This is a genomic window from Streptococcus constellatus, assembly GCF_902167705.1.
In the GTDB taxonomy this organism is placed as follows: domain Bacteria; phylum Bacillota; class Bacilli; order Lactobacillales; family Streptococcaceae; genus Streptococcus; species Streptococcus constellatus_A.
Genome location: NZ_CABHMZ010000026.1, coordinates 1 through 25,414, shown reverse-complemented (window position 1 = coordinate 25,414; position 25,414 = coordinate 1). Strand labels below are relative to the sequence as shown.

The following is a 25,414-nucleotide window of genomic DNA, read 5'->3' as shown; positions in this document are numbered from 1 at the left end:
TGGAAAAAGGAGATGTATCATGACAATTTCATTTGTGCGTATTGATGACCGTATGATTCATGGTCAAACAGTAACTCGCTGGGCAAAGGAATATCCTTGTGACGGTTTAGTTGCTGTCAATAATGCTGCAGCAGGAAATGCAGTTTTAAAGCAAGCCTATAAAGCAGCTTCTAATAAAAAAACATTTGTTTGGACAAAAGAAGCATGGAAAGAAAAATCACAAAAGGTATTGGATTCCGATAGTCGCTATTTCTTGATTACTAAAAATCCAATTGATATGAAAGAAATACTAGTTGATCAAGGTTTTGTTCCTAGTGATATCAAAGAAATTATTGTTGGTCCAGCCAATGACCGTCCAGGAGCTATTAAATTAGGAAACAACCAATCCATCACACAAGAGGAAGCGGAAGCACTTGAAGCGATTCAAAAAGCTGGCTATAAAGTGAAATTCCAACTCTTGCCAGATGTGTCTATTGGCTACTGGGACGATTTCAAATCTAAATTTGGTTTTTAACAAAATATAATAAGCATTAAGGAGGCTTTATTATGACAATTTCGTGGTTTCAAGCCGCTTTATTAGGGTTATTTGCCTGTCTATCATCCATGCCTGGCCTAGGTGGTACATCCATTGGTAACTATACTCTTGGACGCCCACTTGTAGGTGGTCTCGTTTCAGGACTGATCCTAGGAGATGTGAAATTAGGTATCATCTGTGGGGTTGCGATGCAACTTGTTTACATCGCTTTGGTAACACCTGGCGGTACTGTTTCAGCTGACGTTCGTGCGGTTTCTTATATTGGGATTCCTCTGGCAATGGTTGCTATTCAATCACAAGGACTGTCACTTGACTCTGCAGATGCTGCTAACTTGGCTAAATCAATGGGAACACTCGTTGGTACAGTCGGTACAGTTCTTTTCTATGGTACAGCTACTATGAATCTACTTTGGCAACATATTGGCTGGAAAGCTGTTGAAAAAGGTGAATTTAAACGCTTATATGTGGTAGACTGGGGCTTCCCATGGATTTCCCATTTAGTATTCTCATTCTTGCCAACGCTTATTATGTGTAAATTAGGTGCCGATGCGGTTACTGCTTTAAAAACAGCTCTTCCATTGGATGGTATTCCAATGAAAACCCTCTTTACGGTCGGCTCTCTCCTTCCATGTGTCGGAATTGCCATCCTCTTAAAACAAATCGTTGAAAAAGCTGTTGATTTCATTCCATTCTTTGTTGGATTTACTTTAGCAGCTTCATTAGGACTTAACCTTGTATCTTGTGCAGTCATTTCATTAATCTTTGCAGTATTATTCTATGAAATTCAAATGGCGAAAAATGTAAGAGCACAAGCGGCTGCTAGTGCAAGTTTTGATGATGACGATGAGGAGGATATTTAAAATGGTTAAATTAATGAAAAAAACATTAGGAAAATCTTTTCATCATTGGTATTATGGGAACTTAACTTGCTTCTCACAAGAACACATGCAAACCTTTGGATATCTGGCTTCAATGCTACCAATTGTGGAAGAATTATATTCTAAAAAAGAAGATCAAGCAAAAGCAATGCACACCTACACCGCATTCTTTAACACGGAGCCGCAATTAGGTGCATTGATTGTAGGGATTACAGCAGGTTTAGAAGAAGCGCGTGCGAATGGGGCTGATGGAGTAGATGATGAAACAATCAACGGTCTTCGTGCTGGTCTCATGGGACCTGTTGCAGGAATTGGTGATTCACTGATTGTTGGTACCTTGATTCCGATTATACTAGGTATTGCTCTCGGTTTGTCAAATGGTGGCTCACCACTTGGTGCGATTTTCTATATCGTGGTTTGGAACTTGCTCGCCTACTTTGGTATGAAATTCGCCTACTTTAAAGGGTACGAACTAGGAGATAAAGCAGTTGAATTTCTTGTAGGTCCTCAAGGACAAGCTATCCGTAAGTCTGTGTCTATCATTGGTGGTATGGTCATCGGTGCGGTTGCAGCGACATGGGTACCTGTTAAGACAGCTTTCAAATTGAAAGATTCTTCAGGGAAAGCCTTCTTGGTTTTACAAAGCCAATTAGACGGTGTTTATCCAGGTTTATTGACAGCTTTGTTTATCGTCTTTTGCTGGTGGTTAATGGCTAAGAAAAATCTCTCACCTATCAAAGTAATGTTGCTTCTTGTAGTAATTGCTTTCCTTGGTGTATTGGTTGGCTTCTTCAACCCAGGATTGAAATACTAAATAGGAGAAAAATATGACAGAACAAGAATTGATTCAAGGATATGAAACGGAAATTCAATACCAAAAACACATGATTGAAAATCTAGGGCGTTGGTTTAGTCTCTTCTTTACTATTGCTAGTATCGGTCTTGTTCTGGTTTATTTCTTCCGTCAGACCAATTTTATTGCCTTTATTGCTGGAACGATCCTAGCGGTCCTAGGGATTCTAGCAATGCTTGTCTTTGGTTATGGTATTTATAAAGGACGATTGAATCTTAAAAAAGTTATTGACGATTTTGAAGAAAAATTAAGATTGGTCTAATGAAGACTTATTTGCTTTCCCCTTAAAAACTTTGTCGTTTGACAGAGTTTTTTTCTTGACTATTTCTGACCAAGTGATACAATAGAAAATGTAAACATTAGCACTCGTGTATATAGAGTGCTAAAACAAGATATTGGAGGTAAACAAATGCTTAAACCATTAGGCGACCGTGTGGTCCTAAAAGTAGAAGAAAGAGAACAAAAAGTTGGTGGCTTTGTCATTGCAGGAGCAGGACAAGACGCAACGAAGACGGCAAAAGTTATAGCTGTCGGGGAAGGAATTCGTACGCTCAACGGTGAACTCGTTGCTCCAAGCGTGAAGGCCGATGATACTGTTCTCGTTGAAAGCCATGCAGGAATTGAAGTCAAAGACGGCGAAGAAAAGTACCTCGTTGTCAATGAGACAAATATTCTAGCGATTGTTGAATAAATTAAACATTTATAGAAAGAGGAATTGTAAAAATGGCAAAAGATATTAAATTTTCAGCAGATGCAAGAAGTGCTATGGTACGTGGTGTCGATATTTTGGCAGATACCGTTAAAGTAACCTTAGGACCTAAAGGACGCAATGTTGTTCTTGAAAAATCATTTGGCTCACCACTCATCACAAATGACGGTGTGACTATTGCAAAAGAAATTGAACTCGAAGATCATTTTGAAAATATGGGCGCTAAGTTGGTGTCAGAAGTTGCTTCAAAAACTAATGATATCGCTGGTGACGGAACAACTACTGCGACTGTCTTGACCCAAGCCATTGTCCGCGAAGGAATCAAAAATGTAACGGCTGGTGCAAACCCAATTGGCATTCGTCGTGGTATTGAAACAGCTGTTGCAACAGCTGTTGAAGCCTTAAAAGCAAATTCTGTTCCGGTTTCTAATAAAGAAGCGATTGCGCAAGTTGCGGCTGTTTCATCACGTTCTGAAAAAGTCGGAGAATACATTTCTGAAGCTATGGAAAAAGTTGGCAACGACGGTGTCATCACTATTGAAGAATCAAAAGGAATGGAAACAGAGCTAGATGTTGTTGAAGGTATGCAGTTTGACCGTGGCTATCTTTCTCAATACATGGTAACAGATAATGAAAAAATGGTTGCTGATTTAGATAATCCATATATCTTGATTACAGATAAGAAGATTTCTAATATCCAAGAAATTCTTCCTTTGTTGGAAAATATTTTAAAAACAAGTCGTCCATTATTGATTATCGCAGATGATGTAGACGGTGAAGCTCTTCCAACTCTTGTGTTAAATAAAATCCGCGGTACTTTCAATGTAGTCGCTGTGAAAGCGCCAGGCTTCGGAGACCGTCGTAAGGCTATGTTAGAAGATATTGCGATTTTGACTGGCGGTACAGTGATTACAGAAGATCTTGGTCTAGAATTGAAAGATGCAACCATTGAAGCACTTGGACAAGCCTCAAAAGTGACTGTCGACAAAGATAGCACAGTGATTGTGGAAGGTTCAGGAGCTGCTGAAGCGATTGCTAACCGCGTGGCTGTCATTAAATCGCAAATTGAAAGTGCTACATCTGAATTTGACAAAGAAAAACTACAAGAACGTTTAGCAAAATTGTCAGGTGGTGTGGCAGTCATCAAAGTGGGTGCTGCAACAGAAACAGAACTCAAAGAAATGAAACTCCGCATTGAAGATGCCCTCAATGCAACTCGCGCCGCTGTTGAAGAAGGAATTGTCTCAGGTGGTGGAACAGCCTTTGTGAATGTTTTAAATGCTGTTGAAGCCTTAGACTTATCAGGTGATGAAGCAACAGGTCGTAATATCGTTCTTCGTGCTTTGGAAGAACCTATTCGACAAATCGCTATCAATGCAGGATTTGAAGGCTCGATCGTCATTGACCGTTTGAAAAACTCTGAAGTTGGTACAGGCTTTAATGCTGCAACTGGTGAATGGGTCAACATGATTGAAGCAGGTATCATTGACCCAGTCAAGGTTACTCGTTCTGCCCTTCAAAATGCTGCGTCAGTAGCTAGCCTTATTTTAACAACAGAAGCAGTTGTTGCTAGCCAACCAGAACCAGCTAGCCCAGCTCCAGCAATGGATCCAAGCATGATGGGTGGCATGATGTAATTTAAGATATAGAGAGTTTAAAGAGTAAAACAAGCTAGAAAATCAACGAATTATTTGATGAATAAGAGAAGATTTGTTTTTCTCATACAGCTCTTAACGATGTTTAATGTTGCACGAGATTGCTTTTATGTTGAAGCGCAAACGTGCTTTTGAAGGATATAAAAAGCGAAGTGAGTTTGGATTTGATAAATCCAAACTCACTTTTTTTTTAAGTTTTTAGCTGGGGTATATGTACGATCAATACAAAGAGAGCCAAAAGAACCAGAACTTTATTTTTCTTGCTTGATAAATTAGTGCTGTTTGAAAAAGTTATTCTCTTTTGTCTATTTGTCTCCGCTCCTTTTCTGTGGTAAAATAGTGATACATTTCTAAGGAGAAAACAATGATTGATGTTGAAGAAATTCTGAGTAAAATGAATCCCAACCAAAAAATAAACTATGATCGTGTCATGCAGCAAATGGTCAAAGTTTGGGAATCAGATCAGAAGCGTCCTACGATTTTGATGCATACTTGTTGTGCACCCTGTTCGACCTATACTCTGGAGTATTTGACCCAGTATGCGGATGTGACGGTTTATTTTGCTAATTCAAATATTCACCCTAAGGCAGAATATCAGCGTCGTGCCTATGTTGCACAAAAATTTGTTCATGATTTCAATGAAAATACTGGTAATCATGTTCGATACTTAGAAGCTCCCTATGAGCCACAGGAATTTTTCCGGACAGTACATGGCTTGGAAGAAGAGCCGGAAGGTGGCGATCGTTGTAAAGTTTGCTATGATTATCGCTTAGATAAGACAGCACAAGTGGCTGTTGATTTGGGATTTGACTATTTTGGAAGCGCCCTGACCATCAGTCCTCATAAAAATTCGCAGACGATCAATAGTGTTGGAATAGAAGTACAGAAAGTTTATGCAACGCAGTATCTTCCTAGTGATTTCAAGAAAAATCAGGGTTATAAACGCTCGGTTGAAATGTGTGAAGAGTACGACATTTATCGACAATGCTATTGTGGTTGTGTTTTTGCAGCACAGGCACAAGGAATTGACCTCATTCAGATAAAAAAAGATGCAGTAGCTTTTTTGAAGGGGAAAGATTTAGAAAAAGATTATTCGCATATTAAATTTACTGTCACAAATGGAGAATGCTAAAAATAACACTTGTACTAGAGTTGATCGTGTTTCTTCTTACAAGGTTGTTTTTGTTTGTACATTTAGAAGTTTTATATCTTGACGTCATCAATATATTGTGTTATTATTTTTTTTAGCACAATATATGGTGTTTTTATTGAAGTTGATGACCTGATATTAGATAGATTTTGGAGGTGCAGGAAGATAGTGATTATTTTAGCGGGCATGATTGGGGTAGGTAAGACGACCTACACTTATCGATTAGCCGAGGAATTAGGAACGCAGCCATTTTTTGAACCGGTAGAAGAAAATCCTATTTTGGATAAATATTATGAAGACCCAGATAAATATGGCTTTGCTTTGCAGATTTATTTTCTAAATAAACGCTTTAAAATGATCAAAGCGGCTTATCATGACGACAATAATATTCTAGATCGTTCTATTTATGAAGACGCTTTGTTTACTTATATCAATACACTCAAGGGAAGTATCAGTGAGCAAGAGTATGGTATCTACTTGGAACTTTTGGACAATATGATGGAAGAAATCCAAGGTCTGCCTAAGAAAGCGCCAGATTTGTTGATTTATTTAGATGGTAGTTTCGACCATATTATGAACAATATCAAAAAACGCGGTCGCAATTATGAGCAACCAAATGAAGAAAATGGACTAGCTGACTACTATCAACTGCTTTATAAGCATTATCAAAATTGGTATGAGGATTACAACTACAGTCCTAAAATGAGAATTGCAACAGATGATTTAGATATTGCAAATCCAAATGACTGGAATCACGTCTACCAACAAATTCAACAAAAAATGAAAACGATTGGGCTTGAAAAATGAGTCTAATAAAGAAAGTTTCGAAATAGCTTCGAGATTTTTGTATACATCAATAAAAAAGAGAGACAGATGATAACTGATCGACAAACGAAAATTCTTCAAGAAGCTAGAGATTTTGCTTATGCTGAACTGAAAGACGAAACAAGCGGACATGATTGGTGGCATATTGTACGTGTCACAAATATTGCTGTAGAAATTGCCAAACAAGAACGAGCAGATGTTTTTATTTGTGAGCTAGCTGCCTTACTACATGATATAGCTGACGGGAAGTTAAATGAGAGTGAAGAAGTGGGCTTGCAAAAGGTTGAGCAATGGCTACAGAATCATCAGGCTTCAGAGGCGGAAATAGCTCATGTGTTAGAGATTGTTTCAACAATGTCATTTAAAGGTGATTATCAACAGAAGAATATCAGCACTTTGGAGGGAAAAATTGTTCAAGATGCCGACCGATTGGATGCGATTGGAGCGATTGGAATAGCGCGAGCTATGGCTTATTCAGGTCATATAGGGAGACCGATTCACGATCCAGATTTGCAGCCGAGAGAAAACATGACATTGGAAGAATATCGTACTGGGAAGAGTTCAGCTATCATGCATTTCTATGAGAAATTACTCAAATTAAAAGACATGATGAATACCGCTGCTGCTCAAAAAATGGCAGAAAGTAGACATCGCTTTTTGGAAGAATACTTAGATCAATTCTATGCTGAATGGAATGCGAAAAAGTGACAAATAAGATATGAAAAAGCTGAGAATGTAACTTCCCAGCTATTTTAATATACCCAAAATGGCAGCTAGATTATTTACGAAAGGCATCAACGATATAGGTAAAACCAGCAATTAAAAATGCAAAAGCAACGGCATAAATGACAAAGACGCTTGTAGCTATTGGATTGAACAAAATGACTAATCTAAGCAGAAATACAAGTAGCGCCACCCACATGATGTGATTGCCAATAGCAGAGAAAATCAGTCCTAGACAATTACCTTTAAAGAAAGCAATAATGGCTTCTACAATTAACTAAATTCCTAAAATGGTTGGAATGATGACAGGTAAGGTCACAATCCATAGGCAACGAGGTAAAGAGCTAAGAGCAGGTTGATAATCTTTGAAAAAGATAAATAGGTGAGCGAAGCTCTTTTAGCACAGAGAAATAGTTTAAAATAGCCGCTATAGAAGCAACCAATAAACCAAATGCAATCCACCAGCTGTAAGCAACAAGATTAGCTGCTGGCTCTGTAAATAGAAAAAGTGTTAATAAAGCAAGAACAGTTCCTGCAAGAAATAGCAATAAACAATTAGAAAATTTCATATCTACATCCCCTATATAGTATAGTTTGAGAATGAAAGCATTTTAACTCTTTTGATGGGAGATGTCAAGAAAGGAAATAGATAGTTTGAGAATTTTAGTATGGCTTTTTGTGGAACAAAAAAGGCTGTTTTATTATTTTTTGTAACTATAACAAGGTTAGAAGATTATAAGTGAGAACAACAAAAAAGCCTATCATATAGGCTTTCTACTTAAATTTTATTATGCCCCCTACAGGGCTCGAACCTGTGACCCATGGATTAAGAGTCCACTGCTCTACCAACTGAGCTAAGGAGGCAACAGAAAAAGCTGTATTGGTGCCGAACTTTCACGATTTGTATTGAACCCGCGCAATTAAGCAGGTGGGCAACTCGCTCTAACTGAAGCTGCTTCCGCGTGAAACGGCCTGCAAGCTGTTAGAAATCTTTTGTTTCCCTAATAATACAAAAAATAGTCGGTCAACACTTAAGTGTGAAGTCGTACACCACAGCGTTTCTATAATTATGATACCACAATTTTTGAAAAATTCAAGAGAAAAAATTGATTTTTTGCAAACGATACCACGATTTTTTAGTGGTTTTTGAGTTGATCAATCTTATTTTTAGTCATTCCAAGGGCTCGTTCGTACTTTCCATTTTCGTTCGGAGTGAAATAATCGGCGTTTTTTATTTTTTCAGGAAGATAGTTTTGCTGTACCCAGTTACCAGGATAGTTATGTGGATATTTGTAATCTTTAGCATTTCCCAGCTCCTTACTGCCAGCGTAGTGACCGTCTCGTAGATGGCGAGGGATAGCGAGATTTCCGTTCTGGCGCAAGTCAGAGAGTGCTTTGTCTATGGCTACGTAGGCCGAGTTGGACTTAGGAGAAAGTGCTAGGTCAATGACAATGTTGGCAATGAGGATGCGAGCTTCTGGGAACCCAATTTTTTGAGCGGCTTCAAGTGCGGTCACTGTATGAATCTGAGCATCGGGATTTGCCAAACCAATGTCTTCATAAGCAATGACCGTCAGGCGTCGTGCGAGGCTGGGAAGGTCTCCAGCTTCAATCAAGCGAGCTGCATAATGGAGACTGGCATTGACATCAGACCCCCGAATAGACTTCTGTAAGGCGGACAGGACGTCATAGTGACCATCCCCGTCCTTGTCCATAGTGATGTAGCTCTTTTGTAGGCTGTTTTCCATAATATCTAGAGTGATATGGCGAACGCCTGAATTATCCGCTGAGGTAGAGAGGACTGCTAAATCTAGAGAATTAAAGGCTGAGCGCAGATCTCCATTCGTGGAAGTGGCAATGAAGTCCAGTGCGTCATCATCTAATTGGACAGGAAAATCAAAACCTCGTTCGGTGTCTGCCAAGGCTGTTTGAATAGCTTGTTTAATATCGTCATTTGTCAGAGGCTCCAGCTCGAAAATCTGTACCCGGCTGCGAATAGCGGGAGTGACGGAGAAAAAAGGATTTTCTGTTGTGGCACCAATCATGATGATTAGACCGTTTTCTAACAGAGGGAGGAGGAAGTCCTGCTTTGTCTTATCCAAACGGTGAATCTCGTCTAAAAGTAGCACCAAACCACCAGAGAACTTGGCTTCTTCCGCAATCTCTTGCAGACGCTTCTTACTATCAACGGTAGCATTAAAGGTCCGAAAAGCAAATTTTGTAGTACCAGCGATGGCAGAAGCAATGGAAGTCTTACCGATGCCGGGCGGTCCGTAGAGAATCATAGAAGACAGACGATTGGCTTCCACCATGCGACGAATAATTTTTCCTTCGCCGACCAGATGTTTCTGACCGATGACCTGATCAATATTTTTAGGTCGCATGCGGATAGCTAAATTTTCTGGCATACGTTTTCCTCCTTACTGGTATTCTTTTCAACTGTTGTGATTTATGTTACTATAGTTGTATCTATTTTAACACATTTTAAAGGATTGGAGAGAGGCTGGCTATGGTTAAATATGGATTTTTGGATATATTAAATGAAGAAATGGGGCAATGCTTTCCATTTGACTATGAGATAAACTGGGATAAGAAGAATCATGCCGTAGAAGTGTCCTTTCTCTTAGAAGTACAAAATGCAAATGGCATCGAACTGTTAGATGTGGATGGAGAAAGTAGCACAGAAGACATTTTCTTTGAAGAAAGCGTTCTCTTTTATAATCCTGCTAAGTCTCACTTTGAAACAGAGGATTATCTAACAGTTGTTCCTTACGAGCCAAAAAAAGGTTTGTCTCGTGAATTCTTGACCTACTTTGTGGATTTTTTGAAGCAGACAGCCGAAGAGGGATTAGATGCTCTCATGGATTTTCTGGCAGATCCAGCGGCAGAGGAATTTGAAATTGTCTGGAATAATAAAGCTTTTGAAAAAGCCAGAGCAGATTTGAAAGAGACGGACTTTTATCCCTATCCGAGATACTGAAATACAAGCTGCCTAAGAAGAACACTGATTTTACGGAGGTAGGGAAGAATGAGTGATATGACTGTTTTGTATCAAACGTTTGATTTTTCAGGTTGTAAAATTGCTTTGCTGTATGGCGATACAATTTTAACCATTTTAAGAGACGATATTCCCACTATTTCTTATCCCAATATGTGGGATTTTCCTGGCGGTGGGAGAGAAAAGGAAGAAACGCCTTTTGAGTGTATCAAGCGAGAAGTTTTTGAGGAATTAGGCATTACGATTAAGGAAAGCTCAATTCTTTGGGTCAAAGCCTACCAAGGCATTGTCAATCCGGCTAAGACCTCTGTGTTTATAGTGGGAGTGATTAGCCAGAAGGAGATTGCTCAGATTGTCTTTGGTAATGAAGGACAGGGCTACAAATTGGTAAATATAGAAGAATTATTAGCAGACGAAAACGTCATTCCACAGTTGAAAAGTAGATTGAGAGATTATTTGGAGGAGGTTCAAAGATGATTTATATAGAACAAGCAGAAGCTACAGATTTAGAAACCATTGTCAGTATTCAGCGGGCTGCTTTTAAGGCAGTTTATGACAAATATCAGGATGAGTATGATCCTTATCTGGAAGAGCGGGAGCGCATCCAGTGGAAGCTGGCAGAACGTCCTAATAGCTTTTATTATTTTGTCAAGGATGATGAGGAAGTGTGTGGGTTTATCCGTATCCAGACCAACGATGAGCAGACAGAGTGTTGGCTGGGAACAGCGGCGATTCTGCCCGATTATCAAGGCCGGGGAATTGGTTCAGCAGGTTTGAAACTTGTAGAGGAACAGTTCTCAGCTGCCAAACAATGGGATTTGTGCACTGTCTTGCAGGATGAGGCTATGGTGGGCTTTTATGAGAAAAATGGCTACCGGAAAACCCATATCAAGCCGGAAAAAGAGGATATGGATATGGTTTATATGACCAAAACAATTGAGTGAAATAAGGAGTGAGTAATGGATACATGGCAGGAATTAACGATTGAGGTAGATAGGGAATCCGAGGAAGCGACAGCCAATATTCTGATTGAGTCAGGCTGTCAGGGCGTGGCTATTGATGACAGTGCGGACTATTTGGGTCAGGTGGGTATCTATGGGGAGATTTTCCCAGAGGTTAAGCAAGAGAAACAGGTCCGAATCACTGGCTACTATCCTGATACGGTAGATATGGAGGTGGTCAAGGCCCAGGTCCACGCCCGGCTGAAAGAGCTAACAGACTTTGGCTTAGAAACGGGTCAGGTCTGTTTGACTCAGCAAGAATTGGCAGAGCAAGATTGGGTGGACAATTGGAAAAAATATTTTGAACCAGCTCGGATTACCCATGATTTGACTATCGTGCCATCTTGGACGGACTATGAAGCGGGACTGGGAGAGAAGCTGATTAAGCTGGATCCCGGCATGGCCTTTGGCACAGGGACTCATCCAACGACCAAGATGAGTCTCTTTGCCTTAGAACAAGTACTACGAGGTGGTGAGACGGTGCTGGATGTAGGGACAGGTAGTGGAGTCCTTTCTATAGCAAGCTCACTCTTGGGTGCAAAAAAGATTTATGCGTATGATTTAGACGAAATAGCTGTACGTGTGGCGCAGGAGAATATTGAACTGAATGCAAATATGGAGAATATTCAGGTAGCTACTGGCGATCTCTTGCGGGGTGTGGATATTAAAGCGAATGTCATTGTAGCCAATATTTTAGCGGATATTCTGGTAAATCTGACTGATGATGCATACCGTTTGCTCAAGAATGAAGGCTACCTGATTATGAGTGGCATTATTTCCGAGAAATGGAACATGGTAAGAGAGTCGGTTGAAGCTGCTGGATTTTTCTTAGAAACTCATATGATACAAGGCGAATGGCATGCCTGTGTATTTAAGAAAACACAGAATATTTCCGGCGTGATAGGAGGCTAAATGCAGCAGTATTTTATCAAGGGAGTCGTCCAATCCCCACTGACTGTGAGGGACAAGGATACAGTGAAGCATATGTTTTCTGTTATGCGTTTGGTAGAAGATGATGAGGTAGTGCTGGTTTTTGAGGATGGTATTAAACGCCTAGCAAGAGTTGCAGATAGAGAGCGCCATGTGCTGAATCTGGTAGAAGATTTACCAGACAACGCGGAGCTGCCGATTCATGTGACGATTGCTTCTGGCTTTCCCAAAGGAGACAAGCTGGAATGGGTAGCTCAGAAAACGACGGAACTGGGTGCAGCTGCTATCTGGGCCTTTCCGGCCGACTGGTCTGTTGCCAAGTGGGACGGTAAGAAACTTGCTAAAAAAGCAGACAAACTAGAGAAGATTGTTTTGGGAGCAGCAGAGCAGAGCAAACGCAATTGGGTACCAGAAGTTCGACTTTTCGAGAAGAAAATGGATTTTTTAGATTGTTTGAGCCAGTTTGACCGCGTCATTGTAGCTTATGAGGAATCTGCTAAAGAGGGAGAGTCTGCTGCTTTGGTCAAGGTTGTGACTGGACTCAAAAAAGGAAGTCGGATTTTATTTGTTTTTGGTCCAGAAGGCGGTCTGTCTCCAGCAGAAATTGCCACATTGGAAGAGACAGGAGCGATACTGGCAGGGCTGGGTCCACGTATCTTGCGGACAGAGACAGCTCCACTTTACGCATTAAGTGCGGTTAGTGTTTTGACAGAGTTGATGTAGCCGGAAAGTTTCATTGATCGAGCTCATTTCCATTGTTCTTAGCTCCTAACTTTGGTATAATATAAGTGAAATATCTAGTTTAGCTAGAAAGGATGGAAGTACGGAAACAAATCTGCTGGCTAGATTGCGAAAACTGCTTTTGCTTGGTAAGGAGAGGAGGTTCATCATGTCTTTATCTACCTTATTTGAGCTGTTTATTGCTATTTTAGGTGTTGTATCAGCTTGCTATCTCATTTATGCTTATGTTGAATTTATCGGAGATATGCTACATGCAGAAAAGCATCACCTCTTCCATCACAACCCGCCTATTTAAAGGCGGGCTTTTTACCTGAAATGGTGCCATGTTCTTTTTCCTAGTATTGGGGAAATGGTATTGAATCTGCAGCTTTTAGGTATTTCTTATGATTCTATTGCTTTCTTCTGTATTTCCTTGTTTTCATATCGGTCTAAAAATGATAAAATGGTAGGAAGAACTGGAGAGAGAAAATGCCAAAAGAAGTGAATTTGACGGGCGATCAAGTGGTCGCTCTTACTAGAAAATATTTATCATCAGAAGACGTCACCTTGATTCAAAAAGCTCTTTTTTATGCGGTAGATCGGCATCGGGGGCAATTTCGCCAATCAGGTGAGCCATATATCATCCATCCGATTCAAGTGGCAGGGATTTTAGCTAAGCTAAAGTTGGATGCGGTCAGTGTCGCTTGCGGTTTTTTACATGATGTTGTAGAAGACACAGCTGCAACTTTGGACGATTTGGAAGGCGAATTTGGACATGATGTGCGCGTGATTGTCGATGGTGTGACCAAACTTGGTAAAGTCAAGTATATGTCTCACGAGGAACAGTTGGCTGAAAACCACCGCAAAATGCTAATGGCGATGTCCAAGGATATCCGTGTCATTTTGGTAAAACTAGCAGACCGTTTGCACAATATGAGAACACTTAAGCACCTGCGCAAAGACAAACAGGAACGCATCTCACGCGAAACCATGGAAATTTATGCTCCATTAGCTCATCGTTTGGGGATTTCGAGCGTCAAATGGGAACTAGAAGATTTGGCTTTTCGATATTTGAATCCGACAGAGTTTTATAAGATTTCCCACCTGATGAAGGAAAAACGTCGGGAACGTGAGGATTTAGTTGACGAAGTGGTTCACAAGATTGAAACCTATGCTTCTGAGCGCAATCTTCATGGGCAAATCTATGGTCGCCCTAAACATATTTACTCCATTTATCGGAAAATGCAGGACAAGAAAAAGCGTTTTGATGAGATTTATGACTTGATCGCTATTCGTTGCATTTTAGATACGCAAAGTGATGTGTATGCTATGTTGGGCTACATTCATGAACTCTGGCGACCAATGCCCGGACGTTTTAAAGATTATATTGCTAATCGCAAGGCAAATGGTTACCAGTCAATCCATACGACCGTCTATGGGCCTAAGGGACCGATTGAGTTTCAAATTCGGACCAAAGAAATGCACGAAGTGGCAGAATACGGGGTTGCTGCACACTGGGCCTATAAAAAAGGTATTAAAGGGCAGGTTGATAGCAAAGAATCGGCGATTGGGATGAATTGGATTAAGGAGATGATGGAACTCCAAGACCAGTCCAATGATGCACAGGATTTTGTGGATTCCGTCAAGGAAAATTACCTTGCTGAAGAAATCTATGTCTTCACGCCGGATGGTGCTGTTCGTTCGCTGCCAAAAGACTCAGGACCGATTGATTTTGCCTATGAAATCCATACAAAAGTGGGTGAAAAAGCGGTTGGTGCAAAGGTAAATGGTCGCATGGTGCCCTTGACTACGAAGTTAAAAACAGGGGACCAAGTTGAGATTATTACCAGTTCCAATTCCTTTGGACCGAGTCGTGACTGGATTAACCTTGTTAAGACTAGCAAGGCACGCAATAAAATTCGTCAATTTTTCAAAAATCAAGACAAGGAATTATCCATTTCTAAAGGTCGAGAACTTCTGCAAGCACAATTTCAAGAAAATGGCTATGTGGCTAACAAATACATGGACAAAAGACACATGGAAGAAGTCCTGCAAAAAACGAGCTACAAAACAGAGGAAACTCTTTTTGCGGCGATTGGTTTTGGTGAAGTTAGTGCTGTTTCGATTTTTAATCGTTTGACAGAAAGAGAACGCCGTGAAGAAGAGCGTGCTAAAGCAAGAGCTGAAGCAGAAGAGCTTGTTAAGGGCGGTGAAGTCAAGGTTGAAAACAAGGACACCCTCAAGGTCAAACATGAGGGCGGCGTCATTATCCAAGGTGCGTCAGGGCTTTTGATACGGATTGCCAAATGTTGTAATCCAGTTCCTGGTGATGAGATTGTCGGGTACATTACAAAGGGGCGCGGGGTTGCCATTCATCGTAAGGACTGTATGAATCTACGAGCGCAGGAAAATTATGAGCAGCGCTTGATTGATGTCGAATGGGAAGACAATAGTTCTGTTAAGGAATACACTGCTCACATTGATATATATGGTCTCAATCGCACTGGCCTTTTGAATGATGTCTTGCAAGTCTTGTCCAACACAACCAAAAATATTTCCACCGTCAATGCACAGCCAACCAAAGATATGAAATTTGCCAATATCCATGTTTCTTTCGGAATTGCTAATCTATCTATGCTGACAACAGTAGTTGATAAGATTAAGAGTGTGCCGGAAGTCTATTCGGTTAAACGGACAAATGGCTAAGTGAGAACAGCAGAGCAGAAAGATTCTACTCAAGCAATCTCTTGTGATTTTTTCTCAATATAAAAATAGGAAGTTCAAAATGAAAATAGTGATTCAGCGTGTGAAGCGAGCTTCGGTATCAATTGATAGCGAACTTTACAATCAGATTCAGCAAGGACTGCTGTTACTAGTCGGTGTAGCACCAGATGATGCTCAAGAAGATGTAGAATATGCAGCAAGAAAAATTGCCAATATGCGGATTTTTTCAGATAAAGAAGATAAAATGAATTTATCTGTCGAAGATGTGAAAGGAGAAATTCTCTCTATTTCTCAATTTACCCTTTACGCAGATACAAAAAAAGGGAATCGTCCAGCTTTTACAGGCGTTGCTCAACCAGACTTGGCTAGTCAATTGTATGATGATTTTAACGAATTGCTAGGTCGAGAAATACCTGTTAAAACAGGTGTTTTCGCAGCTGATATGCAGGTTGAGTTAATCAATGACGGACCGGTGACGATTGTGTTAGATACGAAGAATCGTTGAGAAAATGATAAATAAAACCGAGTCTGGAACACTTTTGTTCCAGACTCGGTTACTTTCTAGAATAAAACTCAATACGAAGTAGTTGAGTGACCTCTAATGCACTGATGTTAGAAGCTTTGACAGTCCCTCTTCCTTTTAGAGCGTTTCCACATAAAGTTGTTGGGCAATCGTTGAATTGATTTGCAGCTCTTTTTCATTTACTTTGAGCAAATATAGTTGAACATAAGGATCGTATTGCTCCAGAATCAGCGTATCTCCCAGATGTAAATCGTGTTTTTCCAAATATTTTAATAATTCAAACTCATCATGAACTCTTGCTAAGCGATAGACTCCAGCATTTTGGACTTGGTTTAACGTTAACTGGTATTTTTCAACCAGTAATTCACCTTTTTGGGGAATGGTCCCGCCATGAGGACAAGTTTCTGGGTAATCCAACATTTTTTCCAATCGCTCGACAAATAATTCTGAAACAGTGTGTTCTAAGACTTCTGCTTCTTCATGGATTTGATCTGTTGTAGTGTATTGTAAATTATGCACTAGAAAGTATTCAATTAAACGATGTTTGCGATATAGTTCAGAGACAAGGTGAAGACCAAGATTGGTTAATAAATAGCCCTTAATCTTGTCTTTGATAATTAATTTTTCAGCAATCATCTTTTTAATCATTTCTGTGACAGCTGGAGGAGATACTTGCATTTGAGCAGCAATTTCTTTATTTGTAATTTTTTGACGATGCGTACCAATCTCGTAAATACATTTGAGGTAATCTTCTTTGTTTGGGGTCATGTTGTTTACTCCTTATCGTATTAAGTATACCAAAAATACCTGAAGAATACAGCCGTTAGCCATTTGCTTAGTAGAATGAAGTATTGGCTATTTAAGGAAAATTCAAGTAAAAAGGAACTGGCAATCAATTCCGGCTCCTTTTTCCATTTCTTATTTGCTAAGACCTTCAGCAATTTTATCCAAATTCCATTTCATCATGTCGTAGTAACTATCACCTTTTTCACCTTTTTCAGCGATTGAATCAGTGAAAATCTTGGCATAAATTGGAATTTTTGTATCTTTTGAAACAGTCTTCATTGGACGGTCGTCGACACTACTTTCGACAAAGAGTGAAGGCACTTTTGTTTTACGAAGTTTTTCAACTAAAGTTTTGATTTGGTCTGGAGTTCCTTCTTCTTCTGTGTTAATTTCCCAGATGTAGGCAGAAGGTACGCCGTAGGCTTTAGAGAAGTATTTGAAGCAACCTTCGCTGGTAACAATCATTTTCTTTTCAGCAGGAATATTATTGAATTTTGCTTTTGCTTCCTTGTCCAATGTTTCAAGTTTTGCAGTATAAGCTTTCAGATTCTTTTCATAAGTTTCTTTGTTTTTAGGATCTTTTTCAATCAAACGTTTTGCAATGTTTTTAGCATAAATAATTCCGTTTTCAAGATTGAGCCAAGCATGAGGATCTTCTTTCCCTTTTTCATTTTGACCTTCCAGATAGATAACATCCACTCCGTTACTTACAGCATAGTAATCTTTGTTCTCAGTCTTTTTCGCATTTTTGACCAATTTTGTAAACCAAGCATTTCCGCCGGTTTCCAAATTGATACCATTGTAGAAAATCAAATCAGCTTTTGATGTTTTTTTCACATCTTCTGGTAATGGTTCGTATTCATGTGGATCTTTTCCGATAGGAACGATACTGTGCAGATTGATTTTATCACCAGCGATATTTTTGGTAATATCAGCGATGATCGAGTTGGTAGCAACAACATTCAATTTTGAAGATTTGTTGGTAGAAGTTCCTTTTTGACCAGCGCAGGCAGCAAGCCCGACGATGGCTAAAAACAGAACGGCGATAAAACCTAATTTTTTCATATAAGGTTCTCCTTTAATAAATGAAATACTAATTTTATTTTAGCTTGGGTTTATTTTTTAGTTTGTTAAATCGTTGTTTTGGAGCGATAAAGAAACTAATGGCAAAGATAATGGCGGATGTCAGTACAATGCTTGAGCCAGCCGCAACATTAAAGGTATAGCCAATGAAAAGTCCTAAGACAGATGCAATTGCCCCCAAGCTAGAAGACAAGATAATCATCGTTTTAAGACTGTTAGCGTAAAGATAAGCAGTAGCAGCAGGTGTAATCAGCATAGCAACAATCAAAATTGTTCCCACGCTTTGCATAGCTGTAACTGCAACCAGCGTCAAGAGAATCATTAAGAGATAATGATAAAAGTTGACTGGCATCCCCATCGCTTTTGCCAGAAGTGGATCGAAAGATGTAATCAATAATTCTTTGAAGAATAGTCCAATAATAATTAGAACAGCGATTCCTACACCAATTGTAATCCACATATCAATGTCTTGCACAGCTAAGATATTTCCAAAAAGAATATGGAAAAGGTCGGTTGAACTATTAGCAACTCCAATCAAAATGACTCCAAGAGCTAAAAAGGAACTAAAAGTTATTCCAATGGCAGTATCACTTTTGATAATTGAATTTCCTTTAATATAAGTAATAATGACCGAAGCTAAAAGTCCAAAAACAATGGCTCCGATAAAGAAGTTGATTCCTAAAATAAAGGAGAGTGCAACTCCTGGCAAGACTGCGTGTGAAATGGCATCGCCCATCAAGGACATGCCTCTTAGGATAATGAAGCAACCAACTGCTCCAGCAACAATCCCGATGACAATGGCCGTAATCAGTGCATTTTGTAGAAAATGGAAATTTTGTAGTCCATCAATAAATTCTGAAAACATATTAGAGACCTCCATTCACAAAAAGCTGAGAGCCATAGGCTTTTTTCAAGTTTTCTTCTGTGAAAGTTGATGAAGTTTCTCCAATGGCAATGAGTTCTTTATTCAAAATTAAAACTTGATCAAAGTAATGTGGGACTTTTCCTAAGTCATGGTGAACAATGAGAATCGTTTTTCCTTGTTCTTTTAGACTGCGTAGCGTTGTCATGATGATTTCTTCACTGATTGAATCAATTCCAACGAATGGTTCATCCAGAAAGATACAGTCAGCTTCTTGTACTAGACAGCGCGCAATCAAGACCCGTTGAAATTGCCCTCCTGACAATTGGCTGATTTGGCGTTCAGCATAATCCTCTAAGCCGACAATGCGTAACGCATTTGTCACCTTCTCCCATTCTTTATTTGTTAACCTGTGGAAAAGTTTCACTTTTGGATACAGTCCAAGCGACACACATTCTTTCACTTTGATTGGAAAGTTGTAGTCAATGTGAATTTTTTGTTCCACATAAGCTACATGGCTAAGTACTTTTGAGAATTCTTTATCATCAAGGTAAGTTTGTCCAACATGATCAATGATGCCCAACATTCCTTTTAAAAGGGTTGATTTACCAGCTCCGTTGGGACCAATAACTCCCATGATAGTTGGGCCTTGGATTTCCAAAGAAATCTGATTGAGAGCAAGTGTTTCCTGATAAGAAACACTTAAATTTTCGATACGTATCATTTTATACACCCCTACAGTTAATATACATTAAAATAAAAATTAAGTCAAGTTAATTTTTAGAATTTTTAAGAAAAATCAGAAGTGAGGTTTGGCATAAAAATCTCTTTTGATAAAAGTTTGATTATTCAGAACTTTTTTGATAGGATTAAGATAAAACAATGAAAGCGAGAACAAGATGACACGTTTACAAGATGACTTTTTTAATTATGTCAATGGTGAATGGGAAAAAACTGCTGTGATTCCTGAGGACAAGCCTGTGACAGGTGGATTTATGGATTTGGATCAAGATATTGAAAAATTGATGCTAGCAACAACTGATAAATGGTTAGCAGGTCAAGATGTTCCAGAAGATCCAATTTTGCAAAATTTTGTGAAATACCACCGTTTGGTGGCAGATTTTGACGGACGGGAACGAGCAGGAGTTACCCCTGCAATGCCGCTTGTGGAAGAATATAAAGCTTTAAGTTCTTTCAAGGAGTTTGCAGCGAAGATTGCTGAGTATGAAATGGCTGGAAAGCCGAATGCTTTTACTTTTGACGTCGCGCCAGACTTTATGAATGCTAAAATGAATGTTCTCTGGGCCGATGCACCTGGAATCATTTTACCAGATACGACCTATTATGAAGAAGGAAATGAAAAAGGCAAGGAATTGCTGACAATCTGGCGCAAGATGCAGGAAGAATTATTACCTAAATTTGGCTTTTCAGCAGAAGAAACAAAAGATATTTTGGATAAATATCTGGAATTAGATGCTAAATTAGCTAAGTATGTCCTTTCCAATGAAGAAACTTCAGAATATGTGAAGTTATATCACCCTTATGATTGGGCAGATTTCACGAAGCTCGCTCCAGAATTGCCACTTGATGCAATTTTTACAGAGATTTTGGGACAAAGCCCAGACAAGGTGATTGTTCCTCAAGAGCGTTTTTGGAAAGAGTTTGCAGCGGAATATTATTCAGAAGAAAATTGGGAATATTTGCATGCAGCACTGAAATTATTCTCTACTGGAGCATGGACTTCCTTGCTAACAGAAGAAATTCGCGTCCTTTCAGGCACCTATGTGCGTGCTATTTCAGGCGTTCCAGAAGCTCGTCCAAAAGAAAAAGCAGCTTATCAACTAGCACAAGCACCCTATAACCAAGCCCTCGGTCTTTGGTATGCAGAAGAGAAATTCTCACCAGAAGCCAAAGCAGATGTGGAACATAAGGTCAAGACGATGATTGATGTCTATAAATCACGCTTAGAAACAGCTGATTGGCTTGCTAAGGAGACACGGGACAAGGCCATTGTCAAACTCAATGTTATCACTCCACATATTGGTTATCCAGAGAAATTGCCAGAAACCTATGCGAAAAAAGTGATTGATGAACAGCTCGGTTTAATTGAAAATGCTCAAAATTTAGCGAAAGTAGCCATTGCACACACTTGGAGTAAATGGAACAAAGAAGTGGATCGCAGTGAATGGCACATGCCAGCTCATCTGGTAAATGCCTACTATGATCCACAACAAAATCAGATTGTTTTTCCAGCCGCTATTCTTCAAGCACCTTTTTATGATTTGCATCAATCTTCATCAGCAAATTATGGCGGAATCGGTGCAGTAATTGCGCATGAAATCTCTCATGCTTTTGACTCAAACGGTGCTTCCTTTGACGAGCATGGTAGCCTTAAAAATTGGTGGAAGCCAGAAGACTACGAAGCTTTCACAGCTCGGACTCAGAAGGTGATTGAGCAATTTGACGGACAAGATTCTTACGGAGCTAAAGTCAATGGGAAGCTGACTGTTTCAGAAAATATTGCAGACCTCGGTGGGATTGCGGCAGCGCTGGAAGCAGCTAAGAAAGAAGCTGACTTCTCTGCGGAAGAATTTTTTACCAACTTTGCTCGTATCTGGCGCATGAAAGCTCGTCCAGAATATATGCAAATGCTAGCAAGTGTAGATGTGCATGCTCCCGGAAAACTTCGGACGAATGTTCAATTGCCAAACTTTGATGATTTCTTTACAACTTTTGATGTTAAAGAAGGCGACGGCATGTGGCGCAAACCAGAAGATCGCGTGATTATTTGGTAATTTCAACGTTTGTTAGTAGCAGAAGAATATAAAAAGTTCTCAAATGAAAATTGACCTGTACCCCAAAAGTTAGATAAAAAATCTAACTTTTGGGGTATTTTTTATGAATTAAGTTACAAAGACAAAATCCATGTCAAGGGGGAAGTTTAAAAAAATTTAAAGCAAAATCTCCAGCAAAAGTTAATTGAGATTAGTCACACAATAAATTCAGTTAGTCAAAGCACGCTTTTCTCTAATTATGCCTTTTAAAATCGCTTAAAAATGGTATAATAATAACATCACAAAATTGGAGTGAATCAATGACTTTTTATAATCACAAATCAATTGAAAGAAAATGGCAGACCTATTGGGCTGATAATCAGACGTTCAAAACAGGAACGGATAGTGCAAAACCAAACTTTTATGCGTTGGATATGTTCCCCTACCCATCTGGTGTTGGTCTTCACGTAGGACACCCAGAAGGCTATACTGCAACTGATATTCTTAGCCGTTTCAAACGTGCGCAAGGTTATAACGTTCTTCACCCAATGGGGTGGGATGCTTTCGGTCTTCCAGCTGAACAATACGCAATGGATACGGGAAATGATCCTGCTGAGTTTACGGCAGAAAATATTGCCAACTTCAAACGTCAAATCAATAGCCTTGGTTTCTCATATGACTGGGATCGCGAAGTCAATACAACTGACCCTAACTACTATAAGTGGACACAGTGGATTTTTACAAAATTGTATGAAAAAGGTTTGGCATACGAAGCTGAAGTACCAGTAAACTGGGTTGAAGAACTAGGAACGGCCATTGCCAACGAAGAAGTCCTTCCCGATGGTACATCTGAACGTGGTGGTTATCCAGTTGTTCGTAAACCAATGCGTCAATGGATGCTTAAAATCACAGCTTATGCTGAACGCCTCTTGGAAGATCTAGATGACCTTGATTGGCCAGAATCTATCAAAGATATGCAACGGAACTGGATTGGTAAATCAACTGGTGCTAACGTGACTTTTAAAGTCAAAGATACAGACAAAGATTTCACCGTATTTACAACTCGTCCAGATACATTATTTGGTGCGACTTACGCTGTTTTAGCGCCAGAACATGCTCTTGTTGATGCTATTACAAGTCCTGAGCAAGCTCAAGCCGTTGCCGATTATAAACGTGCGGCTAGCCTTAAATCTGACCTCGCTCGTACAGATCTTGCCAAAGAAAAAACAGGTGTCTGGACTGGTAGCTATGCTATTAACCCGGTTAATGGTAAGGAAATTCCAATCTGGATTGCCGATTATGTGCTTGCTAGCTATGGGACAGGAGCTATTATGGCAGTTCCTGCGCATGATGATCGCGACTGGGAATTTGCAAAACAATTCGATTTGGATATCATTCCAGTTCTCGAAGGTGGAAATGTTGAGGAAGCAGCCTATACAGAAGACGGTCTTCACATCAACTCTGGTTTCCTAGATGGTCTTGATAAAGCGCAAGCTATTGATAAAATGGTTGAATGGCTTGAAGCAGAAGGTGTTGGCAACAAGAAAGTCACTTACCGTTTGCGTGATTGGCTTTTCTCACGTCAACGTTATTGGGGGGAACCAATCCCAATCATTCATTGGGAAGATGGCACAACAACAGCTGTTCCAGAAGATCAACTACCACTTGTATTGCCAGTAACAAAAGACATCAAACCTTCAGGAACAGGTGAAAGTCCACTTGCTAACTTGACAGACTGGCTGGAAGTTACGCGTGAAGATGGTGTCAAAGGCCGTCGCGAAACGAACACCATGCCGCAATGGGCAGGTTCAAGCTGGTATTATCTGCGCTACATTGACCCACACAATACGGAAAAATTAGCTGATGAAGAACTGCTTAAGGCATGGTTACCAGTTGATATTTACATTGGTGGTGCAGAACACGCTGTGCTTCACCTTCTTTACGCTCGTTTCTGGCATAAATTCCTTTATGATTTAGGTGTCGTTCCAACTAAAGAACCATTCCAAAAACTCTTTAACCAAGGGATGATTTTGGGAACAAGCTATCGCGATCACCGTGGCGCCCTTGTAGCGACAGATAAAGTTGAAAAACGTGACGGTTCTTTCTTCAATATCGAAACAGGTGAAGAATTGGAACAAGCTCCAGCTAAGATGTCTAAATCTTTGAAGAATGTTGTTAATCCAGATGATGTAGTGGAGCAGTATGGTGCAGATACTCTTCGCGTTTACGAAATGTTTATGGGGCCGCTGGATGCATCTATTGCTTGGTCTGAAGAAGGACTTGAAGGCTCACGTAAATTCCTCGATCGTGTTTATCGTTTGTTGACAACAAAAGAAATTGTGGCTGAAAATAATGGTAATTTGGATAAAGTTTATAATGAAACTGTCAAATCCGTTACAGAACAACTTGAAGCCATGAAATTCAATACAGCTATCGCTCAATTAATGGTTTTCATTAATGCTGCAAACAAAGAAGACAAACTTTTTGCTGATTACGCTAAAGGTTTTATACAATTGTTAGCACCATTTGCGCCACACCTTTCAGAAGAATTGTGGCAAACATTGACACAATCTGGTGAATCAATTTCATATGTTCTTTGGCCAACATGGGACGAAGCCAAGTTGGTTGAAAACGATGTAGAAATCGTTGTTCAAATCAAAGGTAAAGTTCGTGCGAAACTTGTTGTACCAAAAGACTCAAGCCGTGAGGAACTTGAAAAACTTGCTCTTGCCAACGAAAAAATTCAAGTAGAAATTGCTGGCAAGCAAGTCATCAAAGTCATTGTCGTACCTAACAAATTGGTTAATATTGTTGTGAAATAAAAAATTCTAGCAGAAGTTAATTTCTGCTAGAATTTTTTATAAGCTTAGAAAAGCGTATGTTAGCTGTAGTCTTTTTCTGTTTATAAACACTATACCTCGAAGAAAAACTTGCTGCACTTGCTCTTGAAAATTATGGTAAAAAGTAAGAAAATGATGACTAGTTTATAAGAACAATTCATTCTCTTTCTTTATGAATATTATTTTTAAGGAGTTATCATACAAGCAAAAAAAGTAGAGTTTACTGAGCTTTTCTATGACTTAGTCTTTTGTTTATGCTATTTCTAAAATGATGGAGCTAATCCATCATTTGCATCATAGGATGATTAGTTATACGAGTTTTATGTCCTTTATAGCTTGTCTCATCGTGCTGGTAACACTTGGATGATTCAGACGGTATACGAACCGCTATGGGGAGAATTCCTTTGTGAACATTTCCTTTATGATGGTTCGGATGGTTATGGTATTAGGTCTGTCCAACACATTCACAGATGATTGGTCTGCGTTATCCGATTTGGTGGGGACGTCCGCCACGCCTTATCCAAACAGTAATGGAAAGTCTAGATTTAGCTGGTAAACGAGTCGCAACTTTTGCAACTTCAGGTGGTTCGACTTATAGTGAGGCACAAATTGTTATTGATCAAATGATGAAAAATAGTACTCAAGGGCGTGTATTGTCTAGCACAACAGATGCTATCAAATGGCTGACAGATATTGATTTTTAATTGTAGGTTTGCTGCTAATTATTGTAGCGAGCATTATTACTGTTTTTTATAAAAGATAAATTGCAAGAATAAGTGCAACATTTACTCTAACTCATCCACTAGAGCTTCATAAGCAGTTCTGTAAGCTAAACATTTTCGTGG

The 25,414-nt window shown here is 39.6% G+C and carries 25 protein-coding genes, 1 tRNA gene, 1 other RNA gene and 1 pseudogene; 20 read left to right on the top strand and 8 right to left on the bottom strand.

Annotation, left to right across the window (positions count from 1 at the left end; all coding sequences use genetic code 11):
- Positions 1-19: 19 nt before the first annotated feature.
- The 9 genes from FQ204_RS07410 to FQ204_RS07370 all read left to right on the top strand — a co-directional run bounded on the left by FQ204_RS07410 (position 20) and on the right by FQ204_RS07370 (position 7,313).
- Positions 20-514 carry a PTS system mannose/fructose/N-acetylgalactosamine-transporter subunit IIB gene (locus FQ204_RS07410; RefSeq protein WP_144210317.1) on the top strand — a complete coding sequence of 165 codons (495 nt, stop codon included), beginning with the start codon at positions 20-22 and terminating at the stop codon, positions 512-514.
- A 32-nt stretch (positions 515-546) separates the two neighbouring features.
- Positions 547-1,395: a PTS mannose/fructose/sorbose/N-acetylgalactosamine transporter subunit IIC gene (locus tag FQ204_RS07405; RefSeq protein WP_003028530.1), complete on the top strand. Its 849-nt coding sequence runs from the start codon at positions 547-549 to the stop codon at positions 1,393-1,395.
- 1 nt (position 1,396) lies between these two features.
- Positions 1,397-2,227 (top strand): PTS system mannose/fructose/sorbose family transporter subunit IID, encoded by an 831-nt coding sequence (locus tag FQ204_RS07400; RefSeq protein WP_144210315.1) that lies wholly within the window; start codon positions 1,397-1,399, stop codon positions 2,225-2,227.
- Positions 2,228-2,240: 13 nt separating this feature from the next.
- Positions 2,241-2,528, top strand: coding sequence for a hypothetical protein (locus FQ204_RS07395; protein WP_003039055.1), 288 nt, complete (start codon positions 2,241-2,243; stop codon positions 2,526-2,528).
- Between the two features lie 147 nt (positions 2,529-2,675).
- Positions 2,676-2,957 carry a co-chaperone GroES gene (groES, locus tag FQ204_RS07390; protein WP_003070727.1) on the top strand — a complete coding sequence of 94 codons (282 nt, stop codon included), beginning with the start codon at positions 2,676-2,678 and terminating at the stop codon, positions 2,955-2,957.
- 32 nt (positions 2,958-2,989) lie between these two features.
- On the top strand, positions 2,990-4,612 hold the full coding sequence (gene groL / locus FQ204_RS07385; RefSeq protein ID WP_003070725.1) for a chaperonin GroEL: 1,623 nt from the start codon (positions 2,990-2,992) through the stop codon (positions 4,610-4,612).
- A gap of 382 nt (positions 4,613-4,994) precedes the next feature.
- Positions 4,995-5,762: an epoxyqueuosine reductase QueH gene (locus FQ204_RS07380; RefSeq protein ID WP_126441759.1), complete on the top strand. Its 768-nt coding sequence runs from the start codon at positions 4,995-4,997 to the stop codon at positions 5,760-5,762.
- Between the two features lie 186 nt (positions 5,763-5,948).
- On the top strand, positions 5,949-6,587 hold the full coding sequence (locus tag FQ204_RS07375) for a deoxynucleoside kinase (protein ID WP_126441758.1): 639 nt from the start codon (positions 5,949-5,951) through the stop codon (positions 6,585-6,587).
- Positions 6,588-6,653: 66 nt separating this feature from the next.
- On the top strand, positions 6,654-7,313 hold the full coding sequence (locus FQ204_RS07370) for an HD domain-containing protein (protein WP_144210313.1): 660 nt from the start codon (positions 6,654-6,656) through the stop codon (positions 7,311-7,313).
- Between the two features lie 70 nt (positions 7,314-7,383).
- Here FQ204_RS07370 and FQ204_RS07365 read toward each other — a convergent pair.
- The 4 genes and pseudogenes from FQ204_RS07365 to FQ204_RS07350 form a co-directional block, all read right to left on the bottom strand.
- Positions 7,384-7,897: pseudogene (locus FQ204_RS07365) on the bottom strand (DUF308 domain-containing protein).
- 222 nt (positions 7,898-8,119) lie between these two features.
- Positions 8,120-8,192: transfer RNA gene (locus FQ204_RS07360), tRNA-Lys, on the bottom strand.
- 4 nt (positions 8,193-8,196) lie between these two features.
- Positions 8,197-8,390, bottom strand: a non-coding RNA gene (gene ssrS / locus FQ204_RS07355) — 6S RNA.
- A gap of 74 nt (positions 8,391-8,464) precedes the next feature.
- A complete protein-coding gene (locus FQ204_RS07350; protein ID WP_115263503.1) occupies positions 8,465-9,736 on the bottom strand; it encodes a replication-associated recombination protein A in 1,272 nt (423 codons plus the stop codon).
- Between the two features lie 101 nt (positions 9,737-9,837).
- Here FQ204_RS07350 and FQ204_RS07345 point away from each other — a divergent pair, with 101 nt between their 5' ends.
- From FQ204_RS07345 to dtd, 8 genes are all read left to right on the top strand, one after another.
- The gene (locus FQ204_RS07345) at positions 9,838-10,308 is read left to right on the top strand and encodes a DUF3013 family protein (protein ID WP_003070713.1); all 471 of its coding nucleotides are present in this window, start codon (positions 9,838-9,840) and stop codon (positions 10,306-10,308) included.
- 48 nt (positions 10,309-10,356) lie between these two features.
- A complete protein-coding gene (locus FQ204_RS07340; protein ID WP_144210311.1) occupies positions 10,357-10,803 on the top strand; it encodes an NUDIX hydrolase in 447 nt (148 codons plus the stop codon).
- Entirely contained in the window at positions 10,800-11,270 is a 471-nt protein-coding gene (locus FQ204_RS07335) for a GNAT family N-acetyltransferase (RefSeq protein ID WP_144210309.1), read from the top strand. The genes FQ204_RS07340 and FQ204_RS07335 overlap by 4 nt, the downstream gene beginning before the upstream one ends.
- Before the next feature lie 15 nt (positions 11,271-11,285).
- Positions 11,286-12,239 carry a 50S ribosomal protein L11 methyltransferase gene (gene prmA, locus FQ204_RS07330; RefSeq protein WP_144210307.1) on the top strand — a complete coding sequence of 318 codons (954 nt, stop codon included), beginning with the start codon at positions 11,286-11,288 and terminating at the stop codon, positions 12,237-12,239.
- A complete protein-coding gene (locus tag FQ204_RS07325) occupies positions 12,240-12,980 on the top strand; it encodes a 16S rRNA (uracil(1498)-N(3))-methyltransferase (protein WP_144210305.1) in 741 nt (246 codons plus the stop codon).
- A gap of 166 nt (positions 12,981-13,146) precedes the next feature.
- Positions 13,147-13,293: a hypothetical protein gene (locus FQ204_RS10515; RefSeq protein WP_003028899.1), complete on the top strand. Its 147-nt coding sequence runs from the start codon at positions 13,147-13,149 to the stop codon at positions 13,291-13,293.
- A gap of 173 nt (positions 13,294-13,466) precedes the next feature.
- Positions 13,467-15,683 (top strand): RelA/SpoT family protein, encoded by a 2,217-nt coding sequence (locus FQ204_RS07320; RefSeq protein WP_039677638.1) that lies wholly within the window; start codon positions 13,467-13,469, stop codon positions 15,681-15,683.
- A gap of 79 nt (positions 15,684-15,762) precedes the next feature.
- The gene (gene dtd / locus FQ204_RS07315; protein ID WP_144210303.1) at positions 15,763-16,206 is read left to right on the top strand and encodes a D-aminoacyl-tRNA deacylase; all 444 of its coding nucleotides are present in this window, start codon (positions 15,763-15,765) and stop codon (positions 16,204-16,206) included.
- Between the two features lie 135 nt (positions 16,207-16,341).
- Here dtd and FQ204_RS07310 read toward each other — a convergent pair whose 3' ends face one another.
- From FQ204_RS07310 to FQ204_RS07295, 4 genes are all read right to left on the bottom strand, one after another.
- Entirely contained in the window at positions 16,342-16,992 is a 651-nt protein-coding gene (locus FQ204_RS07310) for a metal-dependent transcriptional regulator (RefSeq protein WP_144210301.1), read from the bottom strand.
- A 150-nt stretch (positions 16,993-17,142) separates the two neighbouring features.
- A complete protein-coding gene (locus tag FQ204_RS07305) occupies positions 17,143-18,075 on the bottom strand; it encodes a metal ABC transporter substrate-binding protein (protein ID WP_144210299.1) in 933 nt (310 codons plus the stop codon).
- Positions 18,076-18,109: 34 nt separating this feature from the next.
- On the bottom strand, positions 18,110-18,958 hold the full coding sequence (locus FQ204_RS07300) for a metal ABC transporter permease (protein WP_003037625.1): 849 nt from the start codon (positions 18,956-18,958) through the stop codon (positions 18,110-18,112).
- A gap of 1 nt (position 18,959) precedes the next feature.
- Positions 18,960-19,679 (bottom strand): metal ABC transporter ATP-binding protein, encoded by a 720-nt coding sequence (locus FQ204_RS07295; protein WP_003074230.1) that lies wholly within the window; start codon positions 19,677-19,679, stop codon positions 18,960-18,962.
- 175 nt (positions 19,680-19,854) lie between these two features.
- On the opposite strand from FQ204_RS07295, the gene FQ204_RS07290 reads away from it, so the two are divergent.
- The 3 genes from FQ204_RS07290 (at position 19,855) to FQ204_RS07280 (ending at position 25,273) form a co-directional block, all read left to right on the top strand.
- Positions 19,855-21,750 (top strand): M13 family metallopeptidase, encoded by a 1,896-nt coding sequence (locus tag FQ204_RS07290; RefSeq protein ID WP_144210297.1) that lies wholly within the window; start codon positions 19,855-19,857, stop codon positions 21,748-21,750.
- Between the two features lie 299 nt (positions 21,751-22,049).
- A complete protein-coding gene (gene leuS / locus FQ204_RS07285) occupies positions 22,050-24,551 on the top strand; it encodes a leucine--tRNA ligase (protein WP_144210295.1) in 2,502 nt (833 codons plus the stop codon).
- A 488-nt stretch (positions 24,552-25,039) separates the two neighbouring features.
- On the top strand, positions 25,040-25,273 hold the full coding sequence (locus FQ204_RS07280; protein WP_144210293.1) for a flavodoxin: 234 nt from the start codon (positions 25,040-25,042) through the stop codon (positions 25,271-25,273).
- Positions 25,274-25,414: the final 141 nt, after the last annotated feature.

Bases quoted from the DNA above. Each gene is read 5' to 3' on its own strand.
- FQ204_RS07410 (WP_144210317.1), top strand. From the start codon at position 20: ATGACAATTTCATTTGTGCGTATTGATGACCGTATGATTCATGGTCAA.
- FQ204_RS07405 (WP_003028530.1), top strand. From the start codon at position 547: ATGACAATTTCGTGGTTTCAAGCCGCTTTATTAGGGTTATTTGCCTGT.
- FQ204_RS07400 (WP_144210315.1), top strand. From the start codon at position 1,397: ATGGTTAAATTAATGAAAAAAACATTAGGAAAATCTTTTCATCATTGG.
- FQ204_RS07395 (WP_003039055.1), top strand. From the start codon at position 2,241: ATGACAGAACAAGAATTGATTCAAGGATATGAAACGGAAATTCAATAC.
- groES (WP_003070727.1), top strand. From the start codon at position 2,676: ATGCTTAAACCATTAGGCGACCGTGTGGTCCTAAAAGTAGAAGAAAGA.
- groL (WP_003070725.1), top strand. From the start codon at position 2,990: ATGGCAAAAGATATTAAATTTTCAGCAGATGCAAGAAGTGCTATGGTA.
- FQ204_RS07380 (WP_126441759.1), top strand. From the start codon at position 4,995: ATGATTGATGTTGAAGAAATTCTGAGTAAAATGAATCCCAACCAAAAA.
- FQ204_RS07370 (WP_144210313.1), top strand. From the start codon at position 6,654: ATGATAACTGATCGACAAACGAAAATTCTTCAAGAAGCTAGAGATTTT.
- FQ204_RS07350 (WP_115263503.1), bottom strand. From the start codon at position 9,736: ATGCCAGAAAATTTAGCTATCCGCATGCGACCTAAAAATATTGATCAG.
- FQ204_RS07345 (WP_003070713.1), top strand. From the start codon at position 9,838: ATGGTTAAATATGGATTTTTGGATATATTAAATGAAGAAATGGGGCAA.
- FQ204_RS07340 (WP_144210311.1), top strand. From the start codon at position 10,357: ATGAGTGATATGACTGTTTTGTATCAAACGTTTGATTTTTCAGGTTGT.
- FQ204_RS07335 (WP_144210309.1), top strand. From the start codon at position 10,800: ATGATTTATATAGAACAAGCAGAAGCTACAGATTTAGAAACCATTGTC.
- prmA (WP_144210307.1), top strand. From the start codon at position 11,286: ATGGATACATGGCAGGAATTAACGATTGAGGTAGATAGGGAATCCGAG.
- FQ204_RS07325 (WP_144210305.1), top strand. From the start codon at position 12,240: ATGCAGCAGTATTTTATCAAGGGAGTCGTCCAATCCCCACTGACTGTG.
- FQ204_RS10515 (WP_003028899.1), top strand. From the start codon at position 13,147: ATGTCTTTATCTACCTTATTTGAGCTGTTTATTGCTATTTTAGGTGTT.
- FQ204_RS07320 (WP_039677638.1), top strand. From the start codon at position 13,467: ATGCCAAAAGAAGTGAATTTGACGGGCGATCAAGTGGTCGCTCTTACT.
- dtd (WP_144210303.1), top strand. From the start codon at position 15,763: ATGAAAATAGTGATTCAGCGTGTGAAGCGAGCTTCGGTATCAATTGAT.
- FQ204_RS07310 (WP_144210301.1), bottom strand. From the start codon at position 16,992: ATGACCCCAAACAAAGAAGATTACCTCAAATGTATTTACGAGATTGGT.
- FQ204_RS07305 (WP_144210299.1), bottom strand. From the start codon at position 18,075: ATGAAAAAATTAGGTTTTATCGCCGTTCTGTTTTTAGCCATCGTCGGG.
- FQ204_RS07300 (WP_003037625.1), bottom strand. From the start codon at position 18,958: ATGTTTTCAGAATTTATTGATGGACTACAAAATTTCCATTTTCTACAA.
- FQ204_RS07295 (WP_003074230.1), bottom strand. From the start codon at position 19,679: ATGATACGTATCGAAAATTTAAGTGTTTCTTATCAGGAAACACTTGCT.
- FQ204_RS07290 (WP_144210297.1), top strand. From the start codon at position 19,855: ATGACACGTTTACAAGATGACTTTTTTAATTATGTCAATGGTGAATGG.
- leuS (WP_144210295.1), top strand. From the start codon at position 22,050: ATGACTTTTTATAATCACAAATCAATTGAAAGAAAATGGCAGACCTAT.
- FQ204_RS07280 (WP_144210293.1), top strand. From the start codon at position 25,040: ATGATTGGTCTGCGTTATCCGATTTGGTGGGGACGTCCGCCACGCCTT.